Annotated in this window: 23 protein-coding genes; 13 read left to right on the forward strand and 10 right to left on the reverse strand. The window is 35.9% G+C overall.

What is annotated here, in order from left to right:
* The first annotated feature begins 31 nt into the window (after window positions 1–31).
* From rpoD to M900_RS10980, 4 genes are all read left to right on the forward strand, one after another.
* Window positions 32–1327 (forward strand): RNA polymerase sigma factor RpoD, encoded by a 1296-nt coding sequence (rpoD, locus tag M900_RS10965; protein ID WP_255344723.1) that lies wholly within the window; start codon window positions 32–34, stop codon window positions 1325–1327.
* Between the two features lie 250 nt (window positions 1328–1577).
* Entirely contained in the window at window positions 1578–4586 is a 3009-nt protein-coding gene (locus tag M900_RS10970; protein WP_021274869.1) for a DEAD/DEAH box helicase, read from the forward strand.
* A gap of 36 nt (window positions 4587–4622) precedes the next feature.
* The gene (locus M900_RS10975; protein ID WP_021274945.1) at window positions 4623–5501 is read left to right on the forward strand and encodes a hypothetical protein; all 879 of its coding nucleotides are present in this window, start codon (window positions 4623–4625) and stop codon (window positions 5499–5501) included.
* A 2-nt stretch (window positions 5502–5503) separates the two neighbouring features.
* Window positions 5504–5854: a hypothetical protein gene (locus M900_RS10980; protein WP_021274969.1), complete on the forward strand. Its 351-nt coding sequence runs from the start codon at window positions 5504–5506 to the stop codon at window positions 5852–5854.
* Here the strand turns inward: M900_RS10980 and M900_RS10985 are convergent.
* The 3 genes from M900_RS10985 to M900_RS10995 are packed head-to-tail and all read right to left on the reverse strand — an operon-like array spanning window position 5851 to window position 8472.
* Window positions 5851–6588, reverse strand: a complete 738-nt coding sequence (locus M900_RS10985) for an inositol monophosphatase family protein (protein WP_021274927.1) — start codon at window positions 6586–6588, stop codon at window positions 5851–5853. The genes M900_RS10980 and M900_RS10985 overlap by 4 nt on opposite strands.
* A complete protein-coding gene (locus M900_RS10990) occupies window positions 6589–7470 on the reverse strand; it encodes a hypothetical protein (RefSeq protein WP_021274991.1) in 882 nt (293 codons plus the stop codon). It abuts the gene before it with no gap.
* Window positions 7471–8472 (reverse strand): glycosyltransferase family 9 protein, encoded by a 1002-nt coding sequence (locus M900_RS10995; RefSeq protein ID WP_034732445.1) that lies wholly within the window; start codon window positions 8470–8472, stop codon window positions 7471–7473.
* A 12-nt stretch (window positions 8473–8484) separates the two neighbouring features.
* Between M900_RS10995 and M900_RS11000 the strand changes: the two genes are divergently transcribed.
* The gene (locus M900_RS11000; RefSeq protein WP_034732447.1) at window positions 8485–9249 is read left to right on the forward strand and encodes a glycosyltransferase family 2 protein; all 765 of its coding nucleotides are present in this window, start codon (window positions 8485–8487) and stop codon (window positions 9247–9249) included.
* Window positions 9246–10229, forward strand: a complete 984-nt coding sequence (locus tag M900_RS11005; RefSeq protein ID WP_021275018.1) for a glycosyltransferase — start codon at window positions 9246–9248, stop codon at window positions 10227–10229. Before M900_RS11000 ends, M900_RS11005 begins: the two co-directional genes overlap by 4 nt.
* On the opposite strand, the gene M900_RS11010 is transcribed toward M900_RS11005, so the two are convergent.
* Window positions 10226–11110 (reverse strand): hypothetical protein, encoded by an 885-nt coding sequence (locus M900_RS11010; RefSeq protein ID WP_198296004.1) that lies wholly within the window; start codon window positions 11108–11110, stop codon window positions 10226–10228. The two genes, M900_RS11005 and M900_RS11010, sit on opposite strands and share 4 nt — an antisense overlap.
* Before the next feature lie 219 nt (window positions 11111–11329).
* On the opposite strand from M900_RS11010, the gene M900_RS11015 reads away from it, so the two are divergent.
* The 5 genes from M900_RS11015 (at window position 11330) to M900_RS11035 (ending at window position 17766) form a co-directional block, all read left to right on the forward strand.
* On the forward strand, window positions 11330–11989 hold the full coding sequence (locus tag M900_RS11015) for a HAMP domain-containing sensor histidine kinase (RefSeq protein WP_021274917.1): 660 nt from the start codon (window positions 11330–11332) through the stop codon (window positions 11987–11989).
* A gap of 116 nt (window positions 11990–12105) precedes the next feature.
* Entirely contained in the window at window positions 12106–13050 is a 945-nt protein-coding gene (locus tag M900_RS11020) for a methylenetetrahydrofolate reductase (protein WP_021275006.1), read from the forward strand.
* Window positions 13051–16719 carry a methionine synthase gene (gene metH / locus M900_RS11025; protein ID WP_021274911.1) on the forward strand — a complete coding sequence of 1223 codons (3669 nt, stop codon included), beginning with the start codon at window positions 13051–13053 and terminating at the stop codon, window positions 16717–16719.
* Window positions 16689–17111 (forward strand): hypothetical protein, encoded by a 423-nt coding sequence (locus M900_RS11030; RefSeq protein ID WP_034732449.1) that lies wholly within the window; start codon window positions 16689–16691, stop codon window positions 17109–17111. The genes metH and M900_RS11030 overlap by 31 nt, the downstream gene beginning before the upstream one ends.
* On the forward strand, window positions 17101–17766 hold the full coding sequence (locus M900_RS11035) for a hypothetical protein (RefSeq protein ID WP_034732451.1): 666 nt from the start codon (window positions 17101–17103) through the stop codon (window positions 17764–17766). Before M900_RS11030 ends, M900_RS11035 begins: the two co-directional genes overlap by 11 nt.
* Window positions 17767–17772: 6 nt before the next feature.
* Here the strand turns inward: M900_RS11035 and M900_RS11040 are convergent, their stop codons facing one another.
* Both M900_RS11040 and M900_RS11045 read right to left on the reverse strand, forming a co-directional pair.
* Complete coding sequence (locus M900_RS11040; protein ID WP_021274956.1) at window positions 17773–18273, reverse strand: hypothetical protein; 501 nt, start codon at window positions 18271–18273, stop codon at window positions 17773–17775.
* Window positions 18274–18281: 8 nt separating this feature from the next.
* Window positions 18282–18611, reverse strand: a complete 330-nt coding sequence (locus tag M900_RS11045; RefSeq protein WP_021274905.1) for a hypothetical protein — start codon at window positions 18609–18611, stop codon at window positions 18282–18284.
* 133 nt (window positions 18612–18744) lie between these two features.
* Here M900_RS11045 and M900_RS11050 point away from each other — a divergent pair, with 133 nt between their 5' ends.
* Complete coding sequence (locus M900_RS11050) at window positions 18745–19512, forward strand: endonuclease/exonuclease/phosphatase family protein (protein WP_021274976.1); 768 nt, start codon at window positions 18745–18747, stop codon at window positions 19510–19512.
* 702 nt (window positions 19513–20214) lie between these two features.
* On the opposite strand, the gene M900_RS11055 is transcribed toward M900_RS11050, so the two are convergent.
* On the reverse strand, window positions 20215–21114 hold the full coding sequence (locus M900_RS11055; RefSeq protein WP_021275016.1) for a phosphatidylserine decarboxylase: 900 nt from the start codon (window positions 21112–21114) through the stop codon (window positions 20215–20217).
* A gap of 119 nt (window positions 21115–21233) precedes the next feature.
* On the opposite strand from M900_RS11055, the gene M900_RS11060 reads away from it, so the two are divergent.
* The gene (locus tag M900_RS11060; protein WP_021274962.1) at window positions 21234–22313 is read left to right on the forward strand and encodes a S1C family serine protease; all 1080 of its coding nucleotides are present in this window, start codon (window positions 21234–21236) and stop codon (window positions 22311–22313) included.
* On the opposite strand, the gene M900_RS11065 is transcribed toward M900_RS11060, so the two are convergent.
* From M900_RS11065 to M900_RS11075, 3 genes are read right to left on the reverse strand one after another with little or no spacing between them, the layout of a single operon-like run.
* A complete protein-coding gene (locus M900_RS11065) occupies window positions 22310–23245 on the reverse strand; it encodes an iron ABC transporter permease (RefSeq protein WP_021274897.1) in 936 nt (311 codons plus the stop codon). The two genes, M900_RS11060 and M900_RS11065, sit on opposite strands and share 4 nt — an antisense overlap.
* On the reverse strand, window positions 23242–23961 hold the full coding sequence (locus tag M900_RS11070; RefSeq protein ID WP_021274887.1) for an ABC transporter ATP-binding protein: 720 nt from the start codon (window positions 23959–23961) through the stop codon (window positions 23242–23244). Before M900_RS11070 ends, M900_RS11065 begins: the two co-directional genes overlap by 4 nt.
* Complete coding sequence (locus tag M900_RS11075; RefSeq protein ID WP_021274951.1) at window positions 23958–24743, reverse strand: ABC transporter substrate-binding protein; 786 nt, start codon at window positions 24741–24743, stop codon at window positions 23958–23960. Before M900_RS11075 ends, M900_RS11070 begins: the two co-directional genes overlap by 4 nt.
* Window positions 24744–24750: the final 7 nt, after the last annotated feature.

Consider the following 24750-nt stretch of genomic DNA (forward strand, 5'->3'; position numbering starts at 1 on the left):
TCTAGAAGAAATCGTAAAACTTAAAGAGAAAATTGAGTCTTTAGAAAGCCACACTGAATTTGTTAGAGATCTTGTAAGAGGTCTTGATGAAGAATCATCACAGAAAGAAGTTGATAAAGTAAGAGATCAAATCTTTGCAATTTGTGACAGAGTACAAAAACTATTAAGCGAAATTATCGATGAAGATGGAACGCTTAAAAAACTTACTGCTGAACAATCAAAGAACATGAATGATCTTTCTGAGCAACTTGCTGACCTGACTTTCAATAGAAAGATCATCAACAGCTTCGTTGAGCCAGTAAAGAGATACTACCTACAATTCAAAGATCTTTATGAGCAACAAGACAGAATCTTCAAATTCCTAGAAGTTGAAGACTATGAGCAGTACAAGCTTCTTTACGATAAGATTATGGAAGACGATGCTTTCAAGCGTTCTCTTGCAAAAGATCTTTTCACGACAGATGCTAAAATTGAGCAACTAGTTAGAAACCAAGAAGATATTCTAAGAAAACTAAGAAGAATTTCTATTGAAGCTGGAATGAGCTTTGAAGATATCGAGACTGTTTACAAGATTATCCTTAAAGGTGAAGAGAAGGCCGATAGAGCGAAAGCTCAACTTGTAGAAGCTAACTTAAGACTTGTTGTTTCGATTGCTAAGAAATACACAAACAGAGGACTTCAGTTCCTAGACCTTATTCAAGAAGGAAACATCGGTTTAATGAAAGCCGTTGATAAATTCGAATACCGTCGTGGTTACAAATTCTCTACTTATGCAACATGGTGGATTAGACAGGCAATTACAAGAGCAATCGCTGACCAAGCAAGAACAATCCGTATTCCTGTTCACATGATTGAAACTATCAACAAGATGGTTAGAACTCAAAGACAACTTATCCAAGAACTTGGTAGAGAGCCTACTCCGGAAGAAATTGCAGAGAAAATGGAAATGCCAGTTGATAAAGTTAAAAAAGTTCAAAAAATCTCGAAAGAGCCAATCTCTCTTGAAACACCAATCGGTGAAGAAGAAGATTCATCTCTTGGAGATTTCATTGAAGATAAGAAGATCATCTCTCCTGCTGATGCAGTTATGAGTATCACTCTTTCGGAGCAAACGAGAGCTGTGCTATCTACTCTAACTCCAAGAGAAGAGAAAGTTCTAAGAATGCGTTTTGGTATTGGTGAAAAGTCAGACCATACTCTTGAGGAAGTTGGTCAAGATTTCTTCGTTACGAGAGAGCGTATTAGACAGATCGAGGCTAAGGCCCTAAGAAAACTTAGACACCCATCGCGTGCTAAGATGCTTAAGTCTTACCTAGATAAAAACTAAATCTCATTAACTAAAAGCGCCCAATGGGCGCTTTTTTTTTGCCATAAAAACTATTTCACTCAATTACTAAGTTTAATATGTTCCTAATATAATTTTCAGGAATTTTCGTATATAATAGAAGCTTTAATATCACTAAATAAACGAGCTTATTATTAGTACAAATACAGATTTCTTTTCACCAATTATTATTCAAAAAGCGAAGAGACTTCTTCAACAAGGAAGAGTCTCTCTGTCTTTTCAAAAAGGTGATATGGATGGCTTCTTAATCGCTACAGGTATTGTAAAAGATAATAAGACACACGAATCTAAAATCGTTTATAAAAAGAGACTAGAAGGCACTGAAGAAGGTCCTCTATCTACTAATTGCGATTGTACGGAATGGCATGAAGGAACGCATTGTCAGCATACGGCAGCGATTTTTCTCCACTACCAATCGATGAAGGGGACTAAGCAAGATGATGGAAGTATTCTTCCATTCGTAGGAACGACGGGAGTTCACCCAACAAAGTACTCAACGATTATCAATGGCCCAAATGATCTTGAGAACACTCCCCTTTCTCCAATGTATTCAACTCTTCGCTATACCTTAACAACAAAGAAAACGATTGATTTTCCTATTCCACAAAATTTTACGGGAAAGATCATCATTAATATCTGTCCAAATAAAGAGTTTTCAACAGACTTTCAAGATGATGTTAAACAAAGTGTTAAGTACTACTTCAAACTTGATGACAAAATATATAAGAAAATATCTATTTTAGAGAATTTGTATCTATTTAACTGGGAAACAGGAGATGCATATTTTTTAACTTCCGACATTAAAGAATTTTTTTCTACAGTTCGTGCAAATATATACACTCTATCTATAGATGATCTTCTAAATCTCTCACTTGATAGTCGTTGTGCAGATAAATTTGAATATCAAATTGAAGACCAGGAAATAGATTTCAAAGAAATCGAAGAGCCTCAACTTCGTGTTTATATCTCAACAAGTGATCGTAAGGGATATAGTAACTTTGCCTTTGATTATTATAACAAAAAAGAAAATAGAACGAGACCTCCACTATTTCTCACTCAATTAACATTTGATGGTGGCTCTCTCGATATTTTCAGAAAGAAATCTGAGTCATATTCTTTCCTTCAGGAAGTTGCAAGCTTCTTTGAAATTGAATCTGATTCATATAAAAAAGTTCTTTCAGGAAAATCAAAGAAGAATATGTGGATCAGAGCTATCTCAAATCTAGCAGATCGAGACTACACTCTCACATTCGATCATGAAAATAAATCTCTCTATAAATATGAGAACAACCTTCAAAAATTAATATTCAACCTTATGGTAAACAATTTTGGTGAACAGTTCTTTAGATATTCATATTATTACAAAGATACAAATGAGCTAATCTATCAAGTCTCGATGAATACAATAGTAACTGGACTTTCTAAATTTTATACCGCAACTGCTCCTTATGGAGTTCAAGTTTTCTATAACAAAGCTGAACTTAGTAGCTGGAGTTCTAGAATCCGCTTTGAACGAAAGCAAATTGGACGTAGTGGCTGGTTTGATCTTGAACTTGAAATATCTGAAGATGATATGGAGATTCTCAATAACGCAGATATTGAAAATAATATTGCCATCACGAAGAATGGTGTCGTTCTCCTAACACAAGAACAAAAAGATCTTTTAAAGTTTGTTACCAAATATACAAAACTTGAAACGAAGGAAGAAATTAACGAAGGTCGCTTCAAAAAATTTATTCTTCCATTTAATCGAGCGAGAGTATTTGAGCTTTTCGAACTTAAAAAACTTGGACTTGAAGGAGCACTAACTCCTGAAGAAATTGAGCTTTGTGAGAGACTTCAAAATCTTGAAACAATGCCTCAGTACGACATGCCTGCAGAATTTAATGCAGAATTACGTCCATACCAAAAGACCGGTTACAACTGGCTGAGATTTCTTTATGAGAATAAGCTTGGAGCCTGCCTTGCTGATGACATGGGTCTTGGTAAGACGATACAAACGATCTGCTTCCTACAAAGTATTCAAGACAAGATTGGCCGAGTTCTTATCGTATGTCCTGTTTCTATTTTACTTAACTGGGAAAATGAATTTAAAAAATTCTCAAATATGGATGTTCATATCTTTCATGGGATGAATAGAGAAATTCCAAAAGATAAGAAAGTTATTCTTACGAGTTATGGTATTTTAAAGAAAGAATTAGATACTTTCTTCGAAGAAGAAAACTTTGATGTCTTCATCATGGATGAGGTTCAACACTTAAAGAATATCCGCTCTCTTGGTGCGTACAGTGCTAGGAAGATCAAAGCAGACTTTAGAATCTGCTTAACAGGTACACCTGTTGAGAACGATCTTGCAGAATTTTTTAATATTCTTGACCTCGCAATTCCTGGTCTATGGGGAGACTTGAGATTTTTAAGATCCACTTCGACTCCAAAAAGTAGAGTATTTGCAAGAAAGACATCTGCACCATTTATTCTAAGACGTACAAAGAACCAGGTTTTAACAGATCTTCCGCCTAAGATTGAAAACAATGTTTACCTCGGATTTAACGACCAGGAACAAAACTTCTACACAGATAAACTTAAGAGTATTAAGTCTAAAATTACAAATTCTCCTAAACAAAAGAAGTACGGTGAAATTCTTAAGGGTCTTCTCGAGCTTCGCCAAAGCTGTTTATGGCAAAGTCATGACAATAATTCAACAAGGCACTATAAACATCTAGAGTCGACTAAAATTGAATTTCTCATGGAAAATATTGAGCAAATTCTTGAGGAAGGTCACCAAGCAATTATCTTCTCTCAGTTCACAACTTACCTTGATATTATTGAGACGGCGTTTAATGAGAAATGCTGGAAGTACTCTCGCATTGATGGATCCCAGAGCGTAAAGAAGAGACAAAAGTCAGTGGACGCATTCCAATCAGGAGAAACTCCTCTATTTTTAATTTCACTTAAGGCCGGGGGTGTTGGTTTAAACTTAACTGCAGCAAGTTACGTTTTCATTATGGACCCTTGGTGGAATCCAGCCGTTGAAAGCCAGGCTATCGACAGAGCATATCGTATTGGACAACAAAATAAACTTACCGTTTTTAGGCCTATTATTAAGGGTACTGTTGAAGAAAAAGTTCTAAAACTACAAGATATGAAGCGTGAACTCTTCAAGGAACTTCTCCCTGATGATGATGAAAGTCTATTCACAGGAAAGTTAACTATGAAAGATTTCGAGGACTTATTCAATTAACTCAAGAAATCTCGCCTAGTATCCGACAGGTTTACTATGTTAAAACTTTTTCTACTTTCTTTAACTAGTTTTGTATTTGCTCGTGATATTGATATCCAAAAACAAGTCACCGACATACTAGCTGGCCCGCAACCAGAGTGTATTAGTTGCCTTGAATCAGCCTATCGAGCAGTAAATCCCTTATGTGAAAATGGTCTGGATGACTCGTGGAAAGCTAATTGCGACAAACTTTTTGACGCTGGAATACCAAAAGATGCACTAGAGTTTACACTTAAAACTTTTAATAAAAATCTCCATAAGTTTAAATCTAATAAATGCTTCAAATGGGGGGAACCTAAAAATCACTACTCATTTGCGAGAACAAATGAGGCTGAGTTTAAAAACAAAGTTAAAGATGGAATTGCTAATAAATGTCAGATTGTTATCAACGATACTCGTGAGAAACAAATGCAGTATCGTGGAACGATGTACTATATCGACCTTTGCGAAGGAAGTGAGCCTAAAGTCATCAAGACTTACTTTAATATGGGAACCGGTACATACACCAATAACTTTGCAAATGTTTCAGGAAAAAAATCTACTGTTCTTGGTGCGTTCTTAACTAACTACCAAGTTTTTGATTATCAACCAGGAAATGTTAAGTATCAAAATCTCCGCTCTTTTATCAAAACAAAAATTGGAAAAAACTATGCCCACGGAGTGCAACTGTTTGGACTACAAAAAACAAATAATAATGCTTCAAATGATATGAAGTATCTTCATGTCTCTCCATACCGTTCGAGTTGGGGTTGTCCGTCTATTGATCAAAAAAATTATTGGATGATCGAAGAGCTCGCCAAGAATGGTCCATCCCTATTGGTTAATTATGGAGAAAAAAGTAAAATGGAAGACATAAACAAGTGCTCAGAGGATTAATGATGAAATATCTAATTGTATTACTATTTAATTTTCTATGTTTCGCTGAATGTCTTTCTTTTAAGGTGCAAAAGCTTGATTCTTTTGAAATTGATCTTAAAGACAAGAAAGAGCTCTCTTTAATAAAAATACAAATTGATGGGAAAAAAATTGAAGGTTGGTTTTTCTGCGCCCTTACAAGATCAAAATACTCTTGCAAGGGAGATGATGATAGTGGGGAATTTAGTATACAGAAGAAAAAAGACGGAAGTTCACTTCTTGAAATTAAACATCTAAAAGTTGGACAACCAGACGGTCTTTCCTACACATTTCAAAACACGCGAGAAAAATACCGTGGACGCAGCTGTAACTAATCTAGTAGGTAACTTGCTATTTCAATCTCTCGCTCTTTTCCCCAAATAAATGGAGCTTTGTATTTAATCTGATTAAGGAGGGTAACCTCTCCTCCCTCAGACATAGTCTTAATACCACGCGAATGACAAATCACTATCCCTGCAGCAATGTCCCAAATATTCTTATTTCTTTTTGAAATTACAACATCACAGGCTCCTCCAGCGAGAAGACCAAGCTTATAAGCAATACTACCCATAGGAGTTAAGCTAATTTGCTCATTTCTTTCATGATCGACAAGATTCTTCTCCCATTCACTTCGAGATACCATGACATGGATAGTTGGAGGCACAACAGTTCGAGGCTCAATTGAAATGTGAAGATCACTAGAAATTTCAAAACCTGTAAATGGATTATAAATCCAGCCATAATTTTTTGGATCATTAATATCAGCAGAGTTTAGAATGGCAAGAGATACAGCACACTCGCCATAACCTTTTACAAACTCTCGCGTTCCATCGATCGGATCGAGAACAATGACTGGAAACTTAAATTCTTCAGGATTTTCTTCACTGTAAAAATTTAAGTACCCATGTCTCTTTGAAAAAATCTCTTGTGTTTTTTCTGAAACAAAAATATCAAATTCAGTCACAGGAGACTTATCGGACTTGATTTCAATTTTAAGATCACGACTTCTAAGCTCGTGAAGTTTCTTGTAGATTTCTTTCTTTAGTTCTTCTAATTCAATTCTATACATTTATGATACCAGGATAAAATTTTTATACTCACCAATTCTTATATTTGTAAGATATTCAATAAAGTCACTCAATATCACTCGCGTATCTTTAATTGAGATATCAAGAGGAAGAGAGAGAATATCAATTTCATTTGTATTCTCTAGTATCCATTTTTCCATCACTTTTGGATGTGTTCCTCCAAAAGCACGAAGCCCCCAAATACGAGAATAGTGAAACTCCTCAGTTTGAAAGTCTTTCCCATGATATAATTTTGTAAATGCTTCTGTTTTCTTGCTCATCACCTGCTCTTGTCTGGCCCAACCGTAATGATAAATATGGGCATCGATCTTAAAGCATTTGATTTTAGAATCATCATGATTTCTAAATCCTTGAGCATCCAACCAACTCTTAATTCCAACTTTGTTACGAATTAGTCTTATTTCATGGCGGTATGTTTTCTTAGTTACCTTAACGATATTAGTGTTGCCATAAAAGTGATGATAGTTAAAAACCAACCCGTTTATAGATTTATCGGCTTCCAGTTTACGAATTCCCGCCCTAATGCTTTCATAGTCTTTTTCATGTAGACATTCATCACCTTGGATATAAATTCCATAATCTCCAGTGATGGCATCAAGAGCGATATTTGTTTGTTCAGAAAGAATTAGTCCCTGTTTTTGAATTTCGGGATTCCAGTATGATTTTAAAAATACATATTTACTATCAGAAAATTTATTCGTGAGATACTCATAAGTACCATCATCTTTAGTACAAGCTTCATCTTCAAAACCAACATTAATAACCACTTCGTCACACAACGGTGCTATAGACTCAATCGCCTCAGTAAAGGGGTAACCTAAGCTCAAACCATTTTTAATAAATGTGAAACCGGAAACTTTCATTTATATATCCTTCTTTATTTGCTCGAAAACATTTTCAGGAGTTGTCATTGACATGCAAATCATCGATTCACATGTTGATAGTCCACAGTAATGAGCTGTTTGAGTACGACACTCAAGTCCCTCGATATAAAAATAAGGGTGCTTCGCCTGAGAATATGGATGCCACTCATTAGGTGGTTCGGGACCAAACAAAGTATATGATTTGATCCCACTGGCGATAGCAATATGTTTCAAACCTGTATCATTACCAATATATAACTTTGATTGATGAAAATAATTTGGAAGTTTAGAAAGATCAACTCTTACAATCTCTAAACTGTTCTCTTTATCAAGTATGTTTAACTTTTCCTCTATTCTCTTATCTTCAGCAGAGTTTGAAAGTGGTACAGATATTTCCACTTCAGGGAAGCCATTTTTTATCAGATGAGCGAGAGCTACATAATTTTCAAGACTCCACATCTTAGTTTCTCTGGTTGCAACAACTCCAAGTATTACTCGCGCTTTTTGAGCTCCACTTAAGTTTTTAAATGAAGGTTCAAAATTTAAGTAACTCGGCACCATGCCATTTTTACCAAGATATGTATAAGCTCCATCGAGATCTCTTTGGATCAGTGGCTTAATCATTCCCTGATCTAAAACCTCACCTTTTCTTTCGTGATGATTATGGAATGTATAATTGAAACCAAGAATATATTTAAAAAAAGTAAAAAATTTCTTGGTTCGTCCACTCAAGTGCATTTCATGGACGTGATCAATTTTAAGCTCTTTTAGTATTCGATAAAATTTAACGTAATCAGAAATACTTTCAATAGATAGAGGAATAATTCCATCTGCATCAGTCTTTATTTCTTCGTATAATTTTGCCGTCCAGCCCCGAACGCCATAATAAATTTTACTATTTGGATAAATTGAACGAAGATAAGAGATAGTAGACAGACCCATAACCGAGTCACCGAGTGCTCGATATTTAACAACTAAGATTGTGGGTGAATCGTTTTTCATAAAGGCCTATCAATGATTAAGATTTCTGCTGCCATTATAACGTTTAATGAAGAACACAACATTGAGCGCTGCATAAAATCAGTAATGGACGTTGTTGATGAAATAGTTGTTATTGACTCGTTCTCAACAGATAAGACAAAAGAAATATGTCTTCAATATAAGACTAAATTTATCGAAAATCCATTCGCGGGGCATATTCAACAAAAGAACTTTGCTCTCTCTCAAACGACTCACGATATTGTTCTTTCCCTTGATGCCGACGAGGCCCTTGACGACAAACTTAGAGAACAAATTACTGCCCTTAAGTCTAACTTTACCAAAGATGGTTACTTCTTTAATCGTCTCACAAACTATAATGGCCAATGGATCTACCACTGTGGATGGTATCCAGATAAGAAGCTGAGACTTTTCAATAAACACAAAGCAAAGTGGGCCGGAGTAAATCCCCATGATATTATCGAAATGTCAGAAGGTACATCAACCCAATATATAAGTGGAAATCTTCTCCACTATAGCTATGATTCAATTACAGATCATATTAACCAAACAAATAAATTTACAACAATTGCAGCAAAAGAAGCATACAATCGTGGTGTTCGTTCAAGTGTTTTCAAAATAGTCTCTCGTCCGATACTCAAATTTTTTAAAGACTACTTTCTTAAGCGTGGATTTCTCGATGGAAGATATGGCTTTATCATCTGTTGTATTAATTCTCTTTCCGCACTACTAAAGTTCTCGAAGATTTATGACTTACAAACTCAGAGGAGAATAGATTGAAAATTGTTTTCTATCATCATGCACCTCTTCCTGTGAAAACTTATGGTGGAACAGAAAGAATTATGTTTTGGCACATGAAGGAGCTTGCAAGTCTCGGTCATCAGGTTATCTTACTAGGTCACCCAGAATCAAATGTTAAAGAGTATGGAATAAAACTTATTCCTCTAGATAAATCTATAATTAGAAATGGATGGGAAAAACTAATTCCAAGAGATGCAGATATTATTCATTTACAAATCAGTTACCAAATCCCTAAAGAAATTATCGACATACCACAGGTTTGCACAATTCATGGAAACGGACAGCCTGGCGAAATTTTTCATAAAAATGCTGTCTTTGTTTCAAAGGCACATGCCAAACTTCATAGTTCAGAATCATTTGTCTACAATGCCATTGACTTTGATGAATACCCTCGCCCAAAACACTTACACAAATCAAGCGAAAATCTACTGTTTCTTGCAAAAGCTTCATGGAGTGTGAAAAACCTTAAAGACTGCAAGACTGCTGCAATCAATTCAAAAAAGCATCTCCACATTGCAGGCGGAAGGTCATTTAGTTTTTCAAAGTATATTCATAATCATGGGTTAATTGGTGGCGAAGAAAAATTAAAACTTATTCGCAAATGCGATGCACTTCTATTTCCTGTACGCTGGCATGAACCATTTGGTTTAGCGATGATTGAATCAATGTCACAGGGTCTTCCTGTTATTGGCTCACAATATGGAAGTCTTCCAGAAGTTATTGGTCCTGCAGGTATTGCTTGCAAGAACAGGCAAGATTTTTTAGAGGCCGTTAATGATTTTAATTTTAGTTTGAGCGCCAAGCAAATTATAGAATATGCTCAAAGCAAATTTGCAATCTCTGGTTATACAAAATCATACTTGAAGCTATATGAAAAAGTTATTTCAGGACAATCTCTAAACGAATCAAATCCATTCTATAGTTTAGAAAAAAGAGCAGAAGAACTTCTACCTTTTTAACGGATATGATAGACCATATCCATTTTAAAGGTCTTCTCTTGTTCCAAATCGATTATCCCCTCCTTCATCATAATATCTCCTGTTGTGTCTGTCGCATCAGTGACTCCAAATGAAGGGGTAATTTGTACAAAATTCGCACCTGGAAATGATCTAAAAGAAATATAAGGTACACTTTCAAAATTAATAGCAATCGATTTTTCACTAACACGATTTTTAAGTGCCACAGATGAAGACGAGAGATCGCGAAAAATAAGTTCTCCATGTTTAAAAAGATCATAATTAAAATTAATCTTTCGATCACTTAAAACTTTCTTATTATCAACATGCTCAAAGTTTACTAAATCATTATCAAGATTATACGCTCCCCTCTCTTCACGATTTGAAAACTCCAGGTAGTAATCCTCAAGTGCTTCAACAGCAAGCGGAACATTAAAAACAGTTCCATATCCTATAGAAAAGAGCATCTCCTTCTTATCCATATTTTTCACTTCTATTGAAACTGAAAGCTTCGGTCCATAAACTTTAAAAGTAATGACAAGGTTAAACATGAACGGGTAACAAAGAAGAGTATCCTGATCGTGAGAGAGGCTAAGTGAAACTTGATCTTTCATCTGACTTTTAACATGGAACTTCATGTCTTTTGCAAAACCATTTTTTTGCATCTGATGGTACTTACGACCAATGCGATACTTATCATCTTTAAGTTTTCCAACTACAGGGAAGCAAAATAGCGATGAGATTGGAGAAATGGCTTTCTTTTCCTGCCAGATATACTCTACGCGGGATTCGAGATCGAATAGACTTTTTAGCTCAGCACCCACTAAGGAGATTGTTGCGCTAATAAATTCACTTTCAATAGTAATTAAAGATGAGTCATCCACCATTTCATTATATCGAAGATTTATTAAAAATCACACACTTACTATTTTACCCCTGTCGTTACCCGAGTTCCATCATCAGTTAATTGAATTTAAAAGCTTGATTTCACATGGAGTATCCCACCCTGGGTCACAAAGTGACATTCCGGCCTGAGCCAAATTCGCATTTTTTGCGTACTGAAATTATATTCGCCCCAGATGAACAACATGAGTGAGGAAATAATGAGTACATTAAATATCGTAGAACTTAATACAAGAACATTTGCTAATACAAAAGAACAAGCAAACCCAGTGAAAAGCTTCTTACATGATATTCGCTCACCTCTTCAAGCTCTACAAGCACTAGTATCAGTTCAGAGTTTATCGGATGAAGAAAGAAATTCAATGTACGAGTCTTGTATGAAAAGGATCGCTTCATTGACTGGTCAAAAAAATGAAGAAAAGAGGTCAGAAGAAAAAGAGGTTTGCATTGCAAACTTATTCAATTCAATCAAAAAGCAAAAAGAACTGGAGCTAGGATGTCAGATTTCAACAAGTGCAAATCTTCTAAACCCGTGGCTAAAACTTCCTCTCTCGACTTCAGAGATTGAGAATATACTTTCAAATCTTATCAATAATTCAATTAACGCTTCTAGTAGAAATATTTCGATTAAAGCTAGATTACATAAGAATTTTTTAAAAATTGAGGTTATCGATACTGGAAAAGGCATCGAAGCAAGCAAAATATCTAAAATTGGACAAGTTGGACAAACATACACAGAAGGAGGACAAGGCCTAGGACTAACAAACACAATTAAACTTTTAAAAAGCATCGGCGGAGATCTTTCATGCCGATCAATTCCCAATGTTATAACTCAATTCACAATTTCCATTCCCCTTTAATCCCACCAAATTTTCTTTTAAGTGAGGGTTGTTAAAAACAACCTTCACTTTCTTTTTTACCACTTTCCTTGTAAAATAAGGCTTTGAAATCCCCTTTAAATCAGCATGGAAAGAATATGAAAGTAATTGAGCATATCTCAAAGTCAAACGGCACTCTTTTTAGTTTTGAAATTGTACCTCCACCAAGAGGAAAGACTATTACTGCAGTAACAGATGTAGTTGAAACTCTACTTCCACATAATCCTTCATGGATTGATGTAACTGCCCACCCCGCTGGCGCATACTATAATGAAAGACCAGATGGAACAATTGAAAGGAAAATCTATAAGAAGCGCCCAGGAACTATTGGGATCTGTGGTGTTATTCAAAATAGATTTCGTGTTGATACTGTAACCCACTTACTAACTCAGGGGTTTACGAAAGAAGAAACAGAAGACGCCATGATCGAACTTAACTTTCTTGGTATTCACAACGTTCTTGCTCTTCGTGGAGATGGTCTTAACTATAATAAGCAATACGACAAGTCTCGCTCGGTAAATCATTATGCCATCGATCTTGTTAAACAAATCAATGACGTAAAAAATGGAAGATTTCTTGATGAACTTTCACAGTCACTTCCGCTAGACTTCGGTGTTGGTGTTGCTGGTTACCCAGAAAAACATTTTGAAGCCCCAAGTCTTAAACTAGATATTCAACACCTCAAAGATAAAGTTGATGCTGGTGCTGATTATATCGCGACACAGATGTTCTTTAAGAATGAAAAATATTTTCAATTTGTTGAACTATGTAGACAGGCCGGAATTCAAGTGCCAATCGTCCCAGGAATTAAAGTTATAAAAAACCTGAAGCAGTTCAACTCTGTCCCAAGTAATTTCTATGTTGATTTCCCAGATGAGTTCGTAGAAGAAGCACATGCGAACCCTAAACACGTCGAAGAAATTGGAATAAATTTCGCGATTAAACAATGTGAAGAACTAGTGAATGCTAAAGTCCCATCCCTACACTTCTACGTTATGAATGATGCAAAAAGTGTAGCTCAAGTAGTAAAGAAGTTTTTTTAAATGAGTATTAAAAAAGAATTAGAAAATTTGGTAAAGTCTCAAATTGTTTTCCTTGATGGAGCAATGGGGACAATGATTCAACAATATAAATTAGAAGAAAAGGATTTTAGAGGAGAACGTTTCAAAAATTCAAAGATTGACCTAAAAGGAAATAATGATCTTTTAAACATCACTCGTCCTGAAATTATTAAAGAGATTCATACGAAGTATCTTCGTGCTGGTTCAAATATAATCGAAACAAATACTTTTTCAGGGACAAAAATCGCACAAGCAGATTATGAGCTTGAAGATGCTGTATATGATATCAATTTTCAAGCAGCAAAGATTGCGAAAGAAGCATGTATTGATTTTAAAAAAGAAAATCCAAGTCATACCTGCTATGTTGCAGGCGCTTTAGGTCCAACAAATAAGACAGCTTCAATTTCTCCAGATGTTAATAATCCAGCTTTCCGAGGAGTTACTTTTGATGAGCTCGTTGAAAATTACTATTTTCAAACAAAAGGTCTTGTTGATGGTGGCGCAGACATTCTAATCGCAGAAACAACTTTTGATACACTAAATTTAAAAGCTGCTATTTTTGCAATGAATAAGTATCTCGAAGAATATAATCTAGATATTCCAGTGATGCTCTCTGTAACTATTACTGATGCTTCTGGTAGAACACTGTCTGGTCAGACTGTTGAGGCATTTTGGAATTCAGTTGCTCACGCTAAACCATTTAGTGTTGGTATTAACTGTGCGCTTGGTGCTCAGGAGATGAGACCTTATATCGAAGAACTCTCAAAAATTTCGAATTGCTATATTAGCTGTTATCCAAATGCAGGACTTCCTAACCCTCTAAGTGAAACTGGTTATGATGAGACACCTGCACAAACAGCAAGCTTTCTTGAGGAATTTGCAACAAGTGAGCTTATAAATATTGTTGGCGGATGCTGTGGAACAACTCCAGATCATATCGCATCAATTGTTAAACACCTCAAAGATATTAAGCCTCGAAAAATTGGAACAATAAAAGAAGAATTAAAGTTATCAGGCCTAGAGCCTCTCAACCTGAGTTCTTCAGGTGATCGTCCATTTATTATGGTTGGAGAAAGAACGAACGTCACAGGTTCACCTCGCTTTGCCAAACTTATCAAAGAAGGAAATTTTGATGAGGCCCTAAACGTCGCCAGACAGCAAGTTGAAAATGGTGCAAATATTATTGACATCAATTTTGACGAAGGTCTTCTTGATTCAAAAGCATGCATGATTCAATTTTTAAACCTAATTGCTTCTGAGCCAGATATTTGCAAAGTTCCAATCATGATCGATTCTTCAAAATGGGAAGTTATCGAAGCGGGACTAAAATGTATCCAAGGTAAAGGTATCGTGAATTCAATCTCACTAAAAGAGGGAGAAGAAGCGTTCAAGGCCCATGCAAAACTTATTAAAGAATATGGTGCTGCTACTGTAGTTATGGCCTTTGATGAAGAGGGGCAAGCAGCAACACAAGCAGACAAAGTTCGAATTTGCCAACGTGCATATAAAATTCTCGTAGAAGATGTTGGATTTAATCCACATGATATTATTTTTGATCCTAATATTTTAACCGTTGGAACAGGGATCGAAGAACATAATAACTACGCAGTCGACTTCATCGAAGCCGTCCGTGAAATTAAGGCGACATGTCCGGGAGCTTTAACATCAGGAGGAGTCTCAAATGTTTCTTTCTCGTTTAGAGGAAATAATGTTGTAAGAGAGGCCATGCATAGTTCATTTCTATACTATGCAATTCAAGCGGGGCTAGACATGGGGATCGTCAATGCAGGGATGCTTGAGATCTACGAGAATATTGAACCCACACTAAAAGAAAAAATCGAGGATGTACTTCTTAACAAACATCCTGATGCGACCGAAGCCCTTATTGATTATGCTGAAAGGTTTAAAGGTATACAGGGGAAGAAAAAAGAAGATGATCTTTCATGGAGACAATCTTCTCTTCAAGAGCGTATTACCCACTCTTTAGTGAAGGGTATTACTACTTTTATTGAAGAAGATGTTGAGCAAGCTCGCCAAGAACTTGGAAAGCCTCTTAACGTCATTGAAGGTCCACTGATGGAAGGAATGAAAGTTGTTGGTGATCTTTTTGGCCAAGGAAAGATGTTTCTTCCACAAGTTGTTAAGAGTGCTCGAGTAATGAAGCAGGCCGTAGCTTATCTTGAACCATTTATGGATAAAGATAAGGCAGATACTTCAAGCGCGATGAACTTTGTAATTGCCACAGTTAAGGGTGATGTTCACGACATTGGGAAAAATATTGTTGGTGTAGTACTCGCTTGTAATGGGTATAACGTAATTGATCTTGGAGTTATGGTATCTTGTGATGCCATAATTAAGGCATGTAAAGAACATAACGCAGTTCTTGTAGGACTCAGTGGTCTTATTACCCCATCTCTTGATGAGATGATTCACAATGTGGCTGAATTTGAGCGACAAGGACTCAATATCCCTGTATTAGTTGGGGGTGCGACAACAAGTCAAACTCACACAGCAGTAAAGATTGCACCACACACTCAAAATCCAGTGGTTCAAGTACCTGATGCTTCACTTGTTGTAGAAATTGCAAATAACTTATTGAGTGATAACTTTCGTGAAAAATATCTCGAAGAATTAAAAAAGAAACAATCAAATCTAAGAGACTATTTCGAAAATTCTAAAAATAGCACAAATCAAGTTATCTCTTATGAAGAAGCATACGAGAGAAGACCTCGCTTTAATGATAAGAAAGTGATTACTCCAAGTTTTGTTGGACGCAAAGAAATCACGGATATTACAATTGAAGAAATTTCAAAATATATCGATTGGTCACCATTCTTTTGGACATGGGAATTAAAGGGAGTTTATCCAAAAATTCTTTCACATGACACATATGGAGAAGAGGCCAAGAAACTTTTTAAAGACGCTTCAAACTTTTTAGAGAGAATTATTAAAGAGGATAGATTCAAGCCTCGTGCCGCTCTAGGATTCTGGAAGGCACAAAGAGAGCGCGATGATGTCCATCTCTTTAATGAAGCTGGTGACAAAATTGAAACATTTAACTTTATTCGTCAGCAAAAAACAAAAACAAAGTCAGATGATCACTACTACTCTCTTAGTGACTTCATTCAGGAAGATAATTCAATTGATGATTATATCGGAAGTTTTGTTGTTACAATTCACGGAGTCGAGGATTTCGCTAAGCAGTTTGAAAAAATAAATGATGACTATAGTGCAATTATGATCAAAGCAGTTGGTGATCGACTTGCCGAAGCCTATGCCGAATTAATCCATAAGAAGGCACGTGAGTATTGGGGAATTGAAAATACTGAACTTGCTATCGAAGATCTAATCAAAGAAAAGTATCAGGGTATTAGACCTGCTCCAGGATATCCAGCATGTCCAGAGCACACAGAGAAGCTTAAGATTTGGAAGCTTCTTGATGCTGATAATACAACAGGCGCAAGCTTAACTGAAAATATGGCGATGATGCCGGCCAGTTCAGTTTCGGGTTATCTTTTCTCGCATCCTCAAAGTAAATATTTTAATATTCTCTCTATTGGTGACGATCAAGTTGAAAGCTACGCCAAAAGAAAGGGAATGGAGCTAGAAGAAGCAAAGAAATGGTTAAGAACAATTCACATCAACTCATAGATAAGTACTTCGATAATATTCGAAGTACTTATTCACAAATGTTTATCTCTGATGAACGAATAAAGCTACTCCTAGGTAGCTGTGAAGATGAGGCACAACTACGCCCTTTATTTCACTACCTCTCCCACTCTTACAAGACAAATCCTAACCATAAAGAGACAGGAGAGATGCTTTTTAGTTTTGTAGATGAATCAGAGTATGATCTTCCTCAATGGATTGAGGCCATTGCGATTTTTCATCAATGGCTTACAGAGAAAAATCGCACGACAACTTTTCCAAAAATGCTCGGCTATATCAGTTGTTGTACACAATCACCTGAAAATAAAATGCTTAAATATCAACTAAAAGATATTTTAAATGATATGCTAAAGACTCATGGTTATGTCGGATAAAATTCTTACGACAGGGATTGGCTCTCTTCCTGAAATGCAAATCGACAAAGCATTTGAATACTCTCTTCAATTTGATATTCCTTTTTTTCCTCAAATCCTCAGCATTCATGGAAATATGATCGATCAGATCAATAATTCTAACTTTCATGGACTTCAGGACTTTTATGATCACTGTACGAGGGATCACAAGAAGCTAGTTAAAGTTCAAATTGCGGGACCGGCAACAACTGGCCTCCCTGTTTCTCATTACAAAAAAATATTTTCAAAACTTGATTCACTTTCTTTCAACGGACAAGTATTAATCTTCATAGATGAACCCGTTTGGAATGAGTTTACTATCGATCATATTCGTAACCTAGGTCGTAAAGTATCAATTCACACTTGCGCAAATCTTAGCGATTTTCAACTAGATGATAATCTTCTAAACGATCTCGATTTTTTCTCATATGATTATCTTTTAAATCCTAACCTTCATAATAAGGTCAGTAACTACGAAAAATTGATTCCTGGCTGTGTGGATAAGGATGGAAAATATTCAAATATTTTATTTGAGGGGTATAAGATAATTTCGCCAACATGTGGACTTGCTGGATCTAGTGATATTTCATTAGTCTTAAAAAATTTGCGGACCTTAAAAGATCCGCCTATAGAATAAAAGCGATTAGCCAACTTTTTCAAGTGACTTTGTAAGAACCTGACCATAACTTGTATGTCCCCAGAAAATCACTTTTTGCTTCGATGTCACATCATGAAATTTCTTGTCTTTCTTTCTATCGTTTCTAAGATTAGTAATGTATGACTCAACATTATTAAGAAGTGAATTAAGAATCTTCTCCTCTTTTTCATTAAGAAGAATCTTTTGAAGTTTATACATATTTGCTGACTCACTATTAAAGCATGTATCAACGATATTATCATTGAGTTCTTTTATTTCATCTCTCACAGACTCAATTCGATTCGCGGCCTGCCATGCGATTTGATTTTGTGCGATTTGATAAATACCACCAATGAAAGTCACAAGTCCTTTCGCTGTTAATCTTGCTATTACAGACAATACAATTGAAGGATCAATCTCAATATCACGAGAGATCATCGAGACATTATTATTATTTTTTGAGATAGATTCTAAAACAACTCTTTCTAATAAAACTAAACCTTTCATCTTCACTCCTACGCTACAACTTCTTTAATCGTTGAACTTTTTACAATATCTTTAACTTCAAGCTTTCTCATACAAAATTTTTCAATTTCCATTAGAGCGTTCACTGAAAGTTCATCTAAGCAAGTATTGAATGTATTTTTAACTGTTGATGTCTCTGCGATTTTTTCATCAATCTTCTTACTGATTTTAAGGTACTCAGTAAGTTTCATTTCAAAACCATTACAAAGCCTAAAAGCTCTCGTCATTTGAATGTCTGTAATCTCGGCCATCTCTTTGTAAGTTGGATTTCCATAAAGTTCTTTAAATCTTTCAATTAATCGCTTCTGCTCTGATTTCATTAAGTCGCCTCCTTATTTAACATTTTCTAATAAGCATTATTCAGGCCAATTTTTAATCAGCATAAATGACTAAAATCACGTTCAAAAAGCTTAAATTGTTCTCATTCAGGAACAAATGTGTTCTCATATAAGAATGAAATTAAAAGTTGCTAGTTCAAATATTCGATTTGATAACCCAAAAGATGGCGATCATGACTGGAAAGGCCGTCGCGAAATCCTTGCAGATGTTATCAATTCCTTTAATCCAGACCTTCTCGGAACACAAGAAGGCTGGCAGTGGCAGCTTTACGATCTCAAGTCCCTGCTAGAAGAACTTGATATCTCGGACTCCCATCGCTCGTGGATTGATGAAAGAATGTACCCTTCAATCTTTTATCGTAGAGAAGATCTTCACGTTCTTGATTCAGGGGACATCTGGCTATCGGAAACTCCTGATGTTGTAGCATCGAAGTCATTTAATAGTGCATTTCCAAGACTATGTACGTGGTCGAAGTTTAAATGTTCTCAAAAAAGAACACTGCTCTTTGTAGATGTTCATCTTGACCATATTCATAGTGAAACGCGAGAGGCACAAATAGGTGTTCTTATTAATGAGATTTCTAAAATAAATGATTGTACTCATATGATACTTTGTGGTGATTTTAATGAATCTCCTAGAGAAGATGTGAGAAAGCTCATCGTTGAGAAGCTTGGTCTCTATGATCCATGGACTGCTCATGAAAAGCCGGAAGAGACTAGTCATCATAATTTTACAGGTGAAAGATGTGATGGTGCGAGAATCGACTGGATTATGCTTTCAAAGAATATCAGTTGTGATGCAATTGATCTTCACCGTGATAGTCACCGTGGAATTTTTCCTTCGGACCACTTTCCTGTATTTGCAACAATAGAACTTAAATAGTTCGAGTTCAATTTCTGATCTCACAATTAAAATGGATCAATAATTTCTGATAATTAGAAGCCTGAGTAATTGCGCGTTCTTGCATAGAAACCTCATGAAATTCGCCATTCTTCTTTGCCCCCAATGAAGGGGACCTTATCAAAGGAGAAATCATGGACGAATTCATGAGGTTCTTAAAATTTCTAGTTCTAATTCTTCAGCTTTTGCTGTTGATATTAGAGCGTAGAAAGTTTTAGGGTAATAGAGGTGATGTAACCGCATCACCTCTTCCTTATGTAACTTTATCAGTTTTGAAAATTGGATGCAATTAATTTTGAAAAGGTTCCTGGACACCTTTTAAGTGTTGTGACATCAGAATTTGAACTTTGAAAATACAAAATTGAATACGGTTAAATATTAGATGAATGAAAATAGGAAGTTATAGAAAAGTAAAGAAAACCTAAATTGCATAGAAACCTCATGAAATTCTCCATTCTTCTTTGTCACAATGATGTGACCTTTTACAAAGAGGAAATCATGGACGAATTCATGAGGTTCTTAAAGTTTCTAATTTTAGTTCTTCAGCTTTTGCTGTGGATACTAGAAGTTAGAAATTTTTAAGGTAATAGAGGTGATGTTCGCGCATCACCTCTTCCTTATGAAATATTATCACTAATGGATTTTTGGATCAAACCTTTTAAAAAAGGTTCCAGGAGACTTTTGCTAAAGCTTCAGGCCAGCTTGAGTTCCAATATGTAGGTATGTTTCCATCCCCTTCTTTGTATTCTCGAGAATGTCAGTAGAAGGTGCCCACTTACCTTTCTCTCCGATCACAATTACTGTTGAACCACCGAAGAGAAAGTATCCTTTCTCTTGTCCGCGTTTGAAATCTTTGAGGTCAGTTGATTGGACAATACGACCAACACAGATAGCTCCAACTTCTACGTAAGCAAGCTTTCCAAAGTTCTCAGTTTCAAGAATTGTCACTTCACGAATATTGGTTGAAAAGATATCGTTTTTCTTTTTAAGTGCGATCGGATTAACTGAATGATATTTTCCAGAAACCTTATAGTAGTCGATAACTTTACCGTTATCAGGATAATGAAAACGGTGATAATCAACAGGACAAAGCCTAGCAAGAAGTAGTGGTCCATCGTTAAAAGTCGAAGTCCACTTTTCGTTTGCAAGTAGCTCCTTTGCATTTAGAAATTTGCCTTTAACTGGAATTGTATCTTCGTCGCGGATTGAATCGTACCCAAAATATCTAGCCTCACAAAATGCTGGCATTTCGTTTGGTGTCTGAATAAACTCTCTCTTTCCTTCTCTAAATTGGCGGATAAAAAATTTATTAAAACTTGAATATGGATCACTCTCCGGTCGCCCTTTTTCAGGGATGTAGTCTTCCATTTTAATATCAAAATTTTTGATAAACTCAGGGATTTTATTCTTACTTGATGAAGAACTTTGCATCATTCCGTAAATAACACTGATTGGAGCCGTTGCGAGTAATGGTGATAAAATCTTTCCACCAAGGGATTCGTAGAGCCATTTTACTCCACTATCACCGTAAACTTTTTCCGTTTCAACTTGCCCATTTGGGCGGCTAAAATATTGTATTTTCAAACACTTATCCTTTTAATATTGATACCTTGCAAAGTTTTGACAAAAACTTGGCTTGAGCAAAAAATTTATTAGAATTATACATATATATAGGAAGCTCAGTCAAAGAAAGGAGGCTATTGTTGAAAAATCTAAGTCTGGCCACACTATTGGTCGCGCTACTTCAGGTTCAAACCTACGCATTGTTCGAAATTAATGAAAATAAGGCGCTTCTCGAAAATGAAAAAAACACCATTTCTATTTTCAAGGACAATGTAAAATCTGTTGTTCACATTTCTAATATTAAAAAAGTAAGGCGTGGATTCTTCATGGATCTCAACCCAATGGAGGTTGTTGAAGGAGAAGGGACTGGATTTATCTGGAATAGCGATGGTTATATTGTAACTAACTTCCACGTAGTTCAAGGCGGATCAAAGTTTACCGTGAAACTTCACAAAGATCCTAAAGAGTATGAAGCAAAACTTGTCGGAACAGAACCGAGCAAAGACGTTGCTGTTTTAAAACTTATTGATGCTCCATCATCACTTACAAATGTTAAACTCGGTGATTCAAAAGAATTACAAGTTGGTCAAAAGGCCGTTGCAATCGGAAATCCGTTTGGGCTCGACAATACACTCACTCAGGGAATTGTTTCCGCGCTAGGTAGAAGTATTACCGGAATCGGAGGGGTGAAAATTTTTGATATGATCCAAACTGATACATCAATCAACCCGGGGAACTCGGGAGGACCACTATTAAATTCGAGTGGAGAAGTTATCGGAATGAACACGATGATTTTCTCGAAATCTGGTTCTAGTGCCGGTGTTGGTTTTTCAGTTCCAATTAATACAATTAAATCAATCGTTCCACAGTTAATAAAGTATGGAGAAGTTAAGAGAGCAGGACTTGGAATTCGCCCAATAAGTCGCGAGGAACTTGCTTACTACTACGGAATTAAAGTTGAAAAGGGATTACCAATTGGATTCGTTTTCAAAGATGGTGCAGCAGCTGATGCTGGGCTTCTTGGAATGACTCAAGACAGGGAGAATATTTATGTCGGAGATGTTATTACTGCCATTGATGGCAAAAGCGTTGATAGTTTTGATGATATATTCAATATTTTATTTGAATACAAAATCGGCGACAAGGTTGAAGTTAGCTACATCAGAGATAAGAAAAAGGCGAAAGCGACTGTGAAGCTAGAGGCACTCAAAGCTCGTTAGGCCTTAGTTTTTAAAACTTGATACAGTAGCAGTGGAGCGCCCACTGTTGCTGTAATCGCTCCAATTGGTAGCTGAATTTCCCCAAAGAGATTTCGAGACAAAAAATCACATCCCACTAAGAAAATTGCTCCTAATAAAATATTATGTACCTGATACTTTGAAATATCTGCACCAAACATCCTCTTCGTAAAGTGTGGAATGATGAGGCCTACAAAACCTATTGGTCCACAGATCCAAACAACAGTGCATACAGCAATGGAGCAAATTAGAATATAATATTTAAAGACAAAGTTTGTATCGACGCCACGAGAGTGAGCAAAGATATCACCGATAGATAAAAGGGTTAATTGTTTTCTTTTTAAGGCCATCAGAATAAAAGCGAGACCTAGAATTGGTAGTAAAAAATAAATATCGCCCATTCCAACAACATTGAGGCTTCCCATCATCCACCGAATAAGTTTTGAGACGCTCTCATTACCAAGAAGAGATTGGATGAGGATAATGGTACTTGAAGAAAAAATTCCAATGCAAACACCAAACATCAATATTTGACTTCGGTAATTTCCTTTTTTTATTTTTAATAAGACAAAGAATAAAGGAATCAGAAGTAAACAGAAAATTAATACTCTATTCGTAGTATATCCAAGTTCAAATAGAAGTTCAGAAAGTGCTAGCGCAACAGCTGCGACCGAGGAAACACCCAGAGTATAAGGAGTGGCCAAACTATTTCGAAAAAGTATTTGAAAGGTCCAGCCGATATTGGCTAGAGTTGCGCCAATGAGGATTGAAAGCAGGATACGAGGAATACGCAAGCTTTGTACAATCATTGTTTCAATATCATTTAAGTGCCATGGATTTAATAGTGCACCATCTCCAAACAGAATTGAAAATACCGAAATTAAAATTAGAATTAATAACAAAGTTATTTTCATTTGATAAATACCCCATCTTCATTGCAGAAGTATTTAAACTCACGCTCAAAGATTTTATCTAAGTACCCCTCGCTTAGTAATTTGGATACTTCATCATTAAAGATGACCTCTCCATTTTTTAGACCAATTATTGAGCCTGCAATATTTGAGATAAAATTAATATTATGTGAAATGACAATTACAAGATGATTTTTAGAAAACAAAACAATTGCCTTTTCAAGCATATCTATATGAAGAGGATCAAGAAAATTCGTCGGCTCATCAAGTATTATCGCTGCACTTTCCTGATAAAAAGAGGCCGCAAGATTTATTCTCTGCCTCTCTCCCCCACTTAATGTTGAAATTTTTTGCTTCTTAATTTTTTCAATATCAAATATTTCATAAATTTTGGAAAGAAGATCGCTATTTTCTGATCCATCAACTCGAGCGTATTCAATAACTTCCCCTGCAGATAAATCAATATCAGAAGTCATTTCCCCACAGTAACTCACAAGTGAAGCACGTTCGAATCCAGATATATCTCGTAATGACTTATCATTGATAAGAATCTCACCACTAAAGTCGAGAAGATTGCACATTGCTTTTGCAAGAGTCGATTTGCCAGCACCATTTTGTCCGATAATGCCCACGACTCCAGTATCCCCAAATGAGATGCCGGTCTCATGCAAGATAACTTTGTCTAATACTGAAAAGGAGAGGTCTTTTGCAACAATCATCTTATCACTCTTAAAAGCTCTGCGAAGAGCTTGTTTAATCTTGGTCCTGTCACAACAGCAAAGTCTTTGAATATAAATCTAATTTTTGAAGCGAATATTGATTTCGCCCAAGCTCTGCGCGCCTCATTATTTTCGCGTGCACCAACTCTTATAATATAATCAAATTTAAGCTTTAATAGTTGTTCAAGATTTAATTCAGGGTAGAGTGAGAATCCTGATGATAAGGCGTTAGTCGCGCCTAACTTTAAAAGTAAATCATCATAGATTGTCGTAGCTCCGGCGGCTCGAACGGAGACGATATTTCCTGACTTAATTTCCTCAGAGATAATAACGAGAATTCGTTTATCATTTTTCTTGTGCTGAACAAATGACCTTTCAAAGTCAGAAATCTTTTCTTCTTTGTGCGCGTTGAATTTCTTATTAAGCTCCTTAAGGCTTGTGATGATATCATCAAGTCTTTCGTAGCCAACCAAAATATGGTCTAGGCCTAATCTCTTGATGTTGTCCAAAGATCTTGAATCTTTTGTTGTTGGAAGAAGTACAAGATTAGCTTTTAGTTCAACAATCTTTTCAAGATCGAGCATAATTGCGGAGCCGATTTTTGGAAGTTTTTTTGCTTCTTCTGGATAGAGGCAGTATGGACTTACTCCGACGAGGGATTTTTCCATATCTAAAAAATAAACCATCTCAGTGAGAGATGGCATTGTAGTAATTATTCGTAAGTCTTTTGAAAGTGTAGAAGTACAAAGAAAGAGGGAGAGAAGTAGAAAAATATTTTTCATTCGTCCC

It is taken from the genome of Bacteriovorax sp. Seq25_V (assembly GCF_000447795.1).
Taxonomy (GTDB): Bacteria; Bdellovibrionota; Bacteriovoracia; order Bacteriovoracales; family Bacteriovoracaceae; genus Halobacteriovorax_A.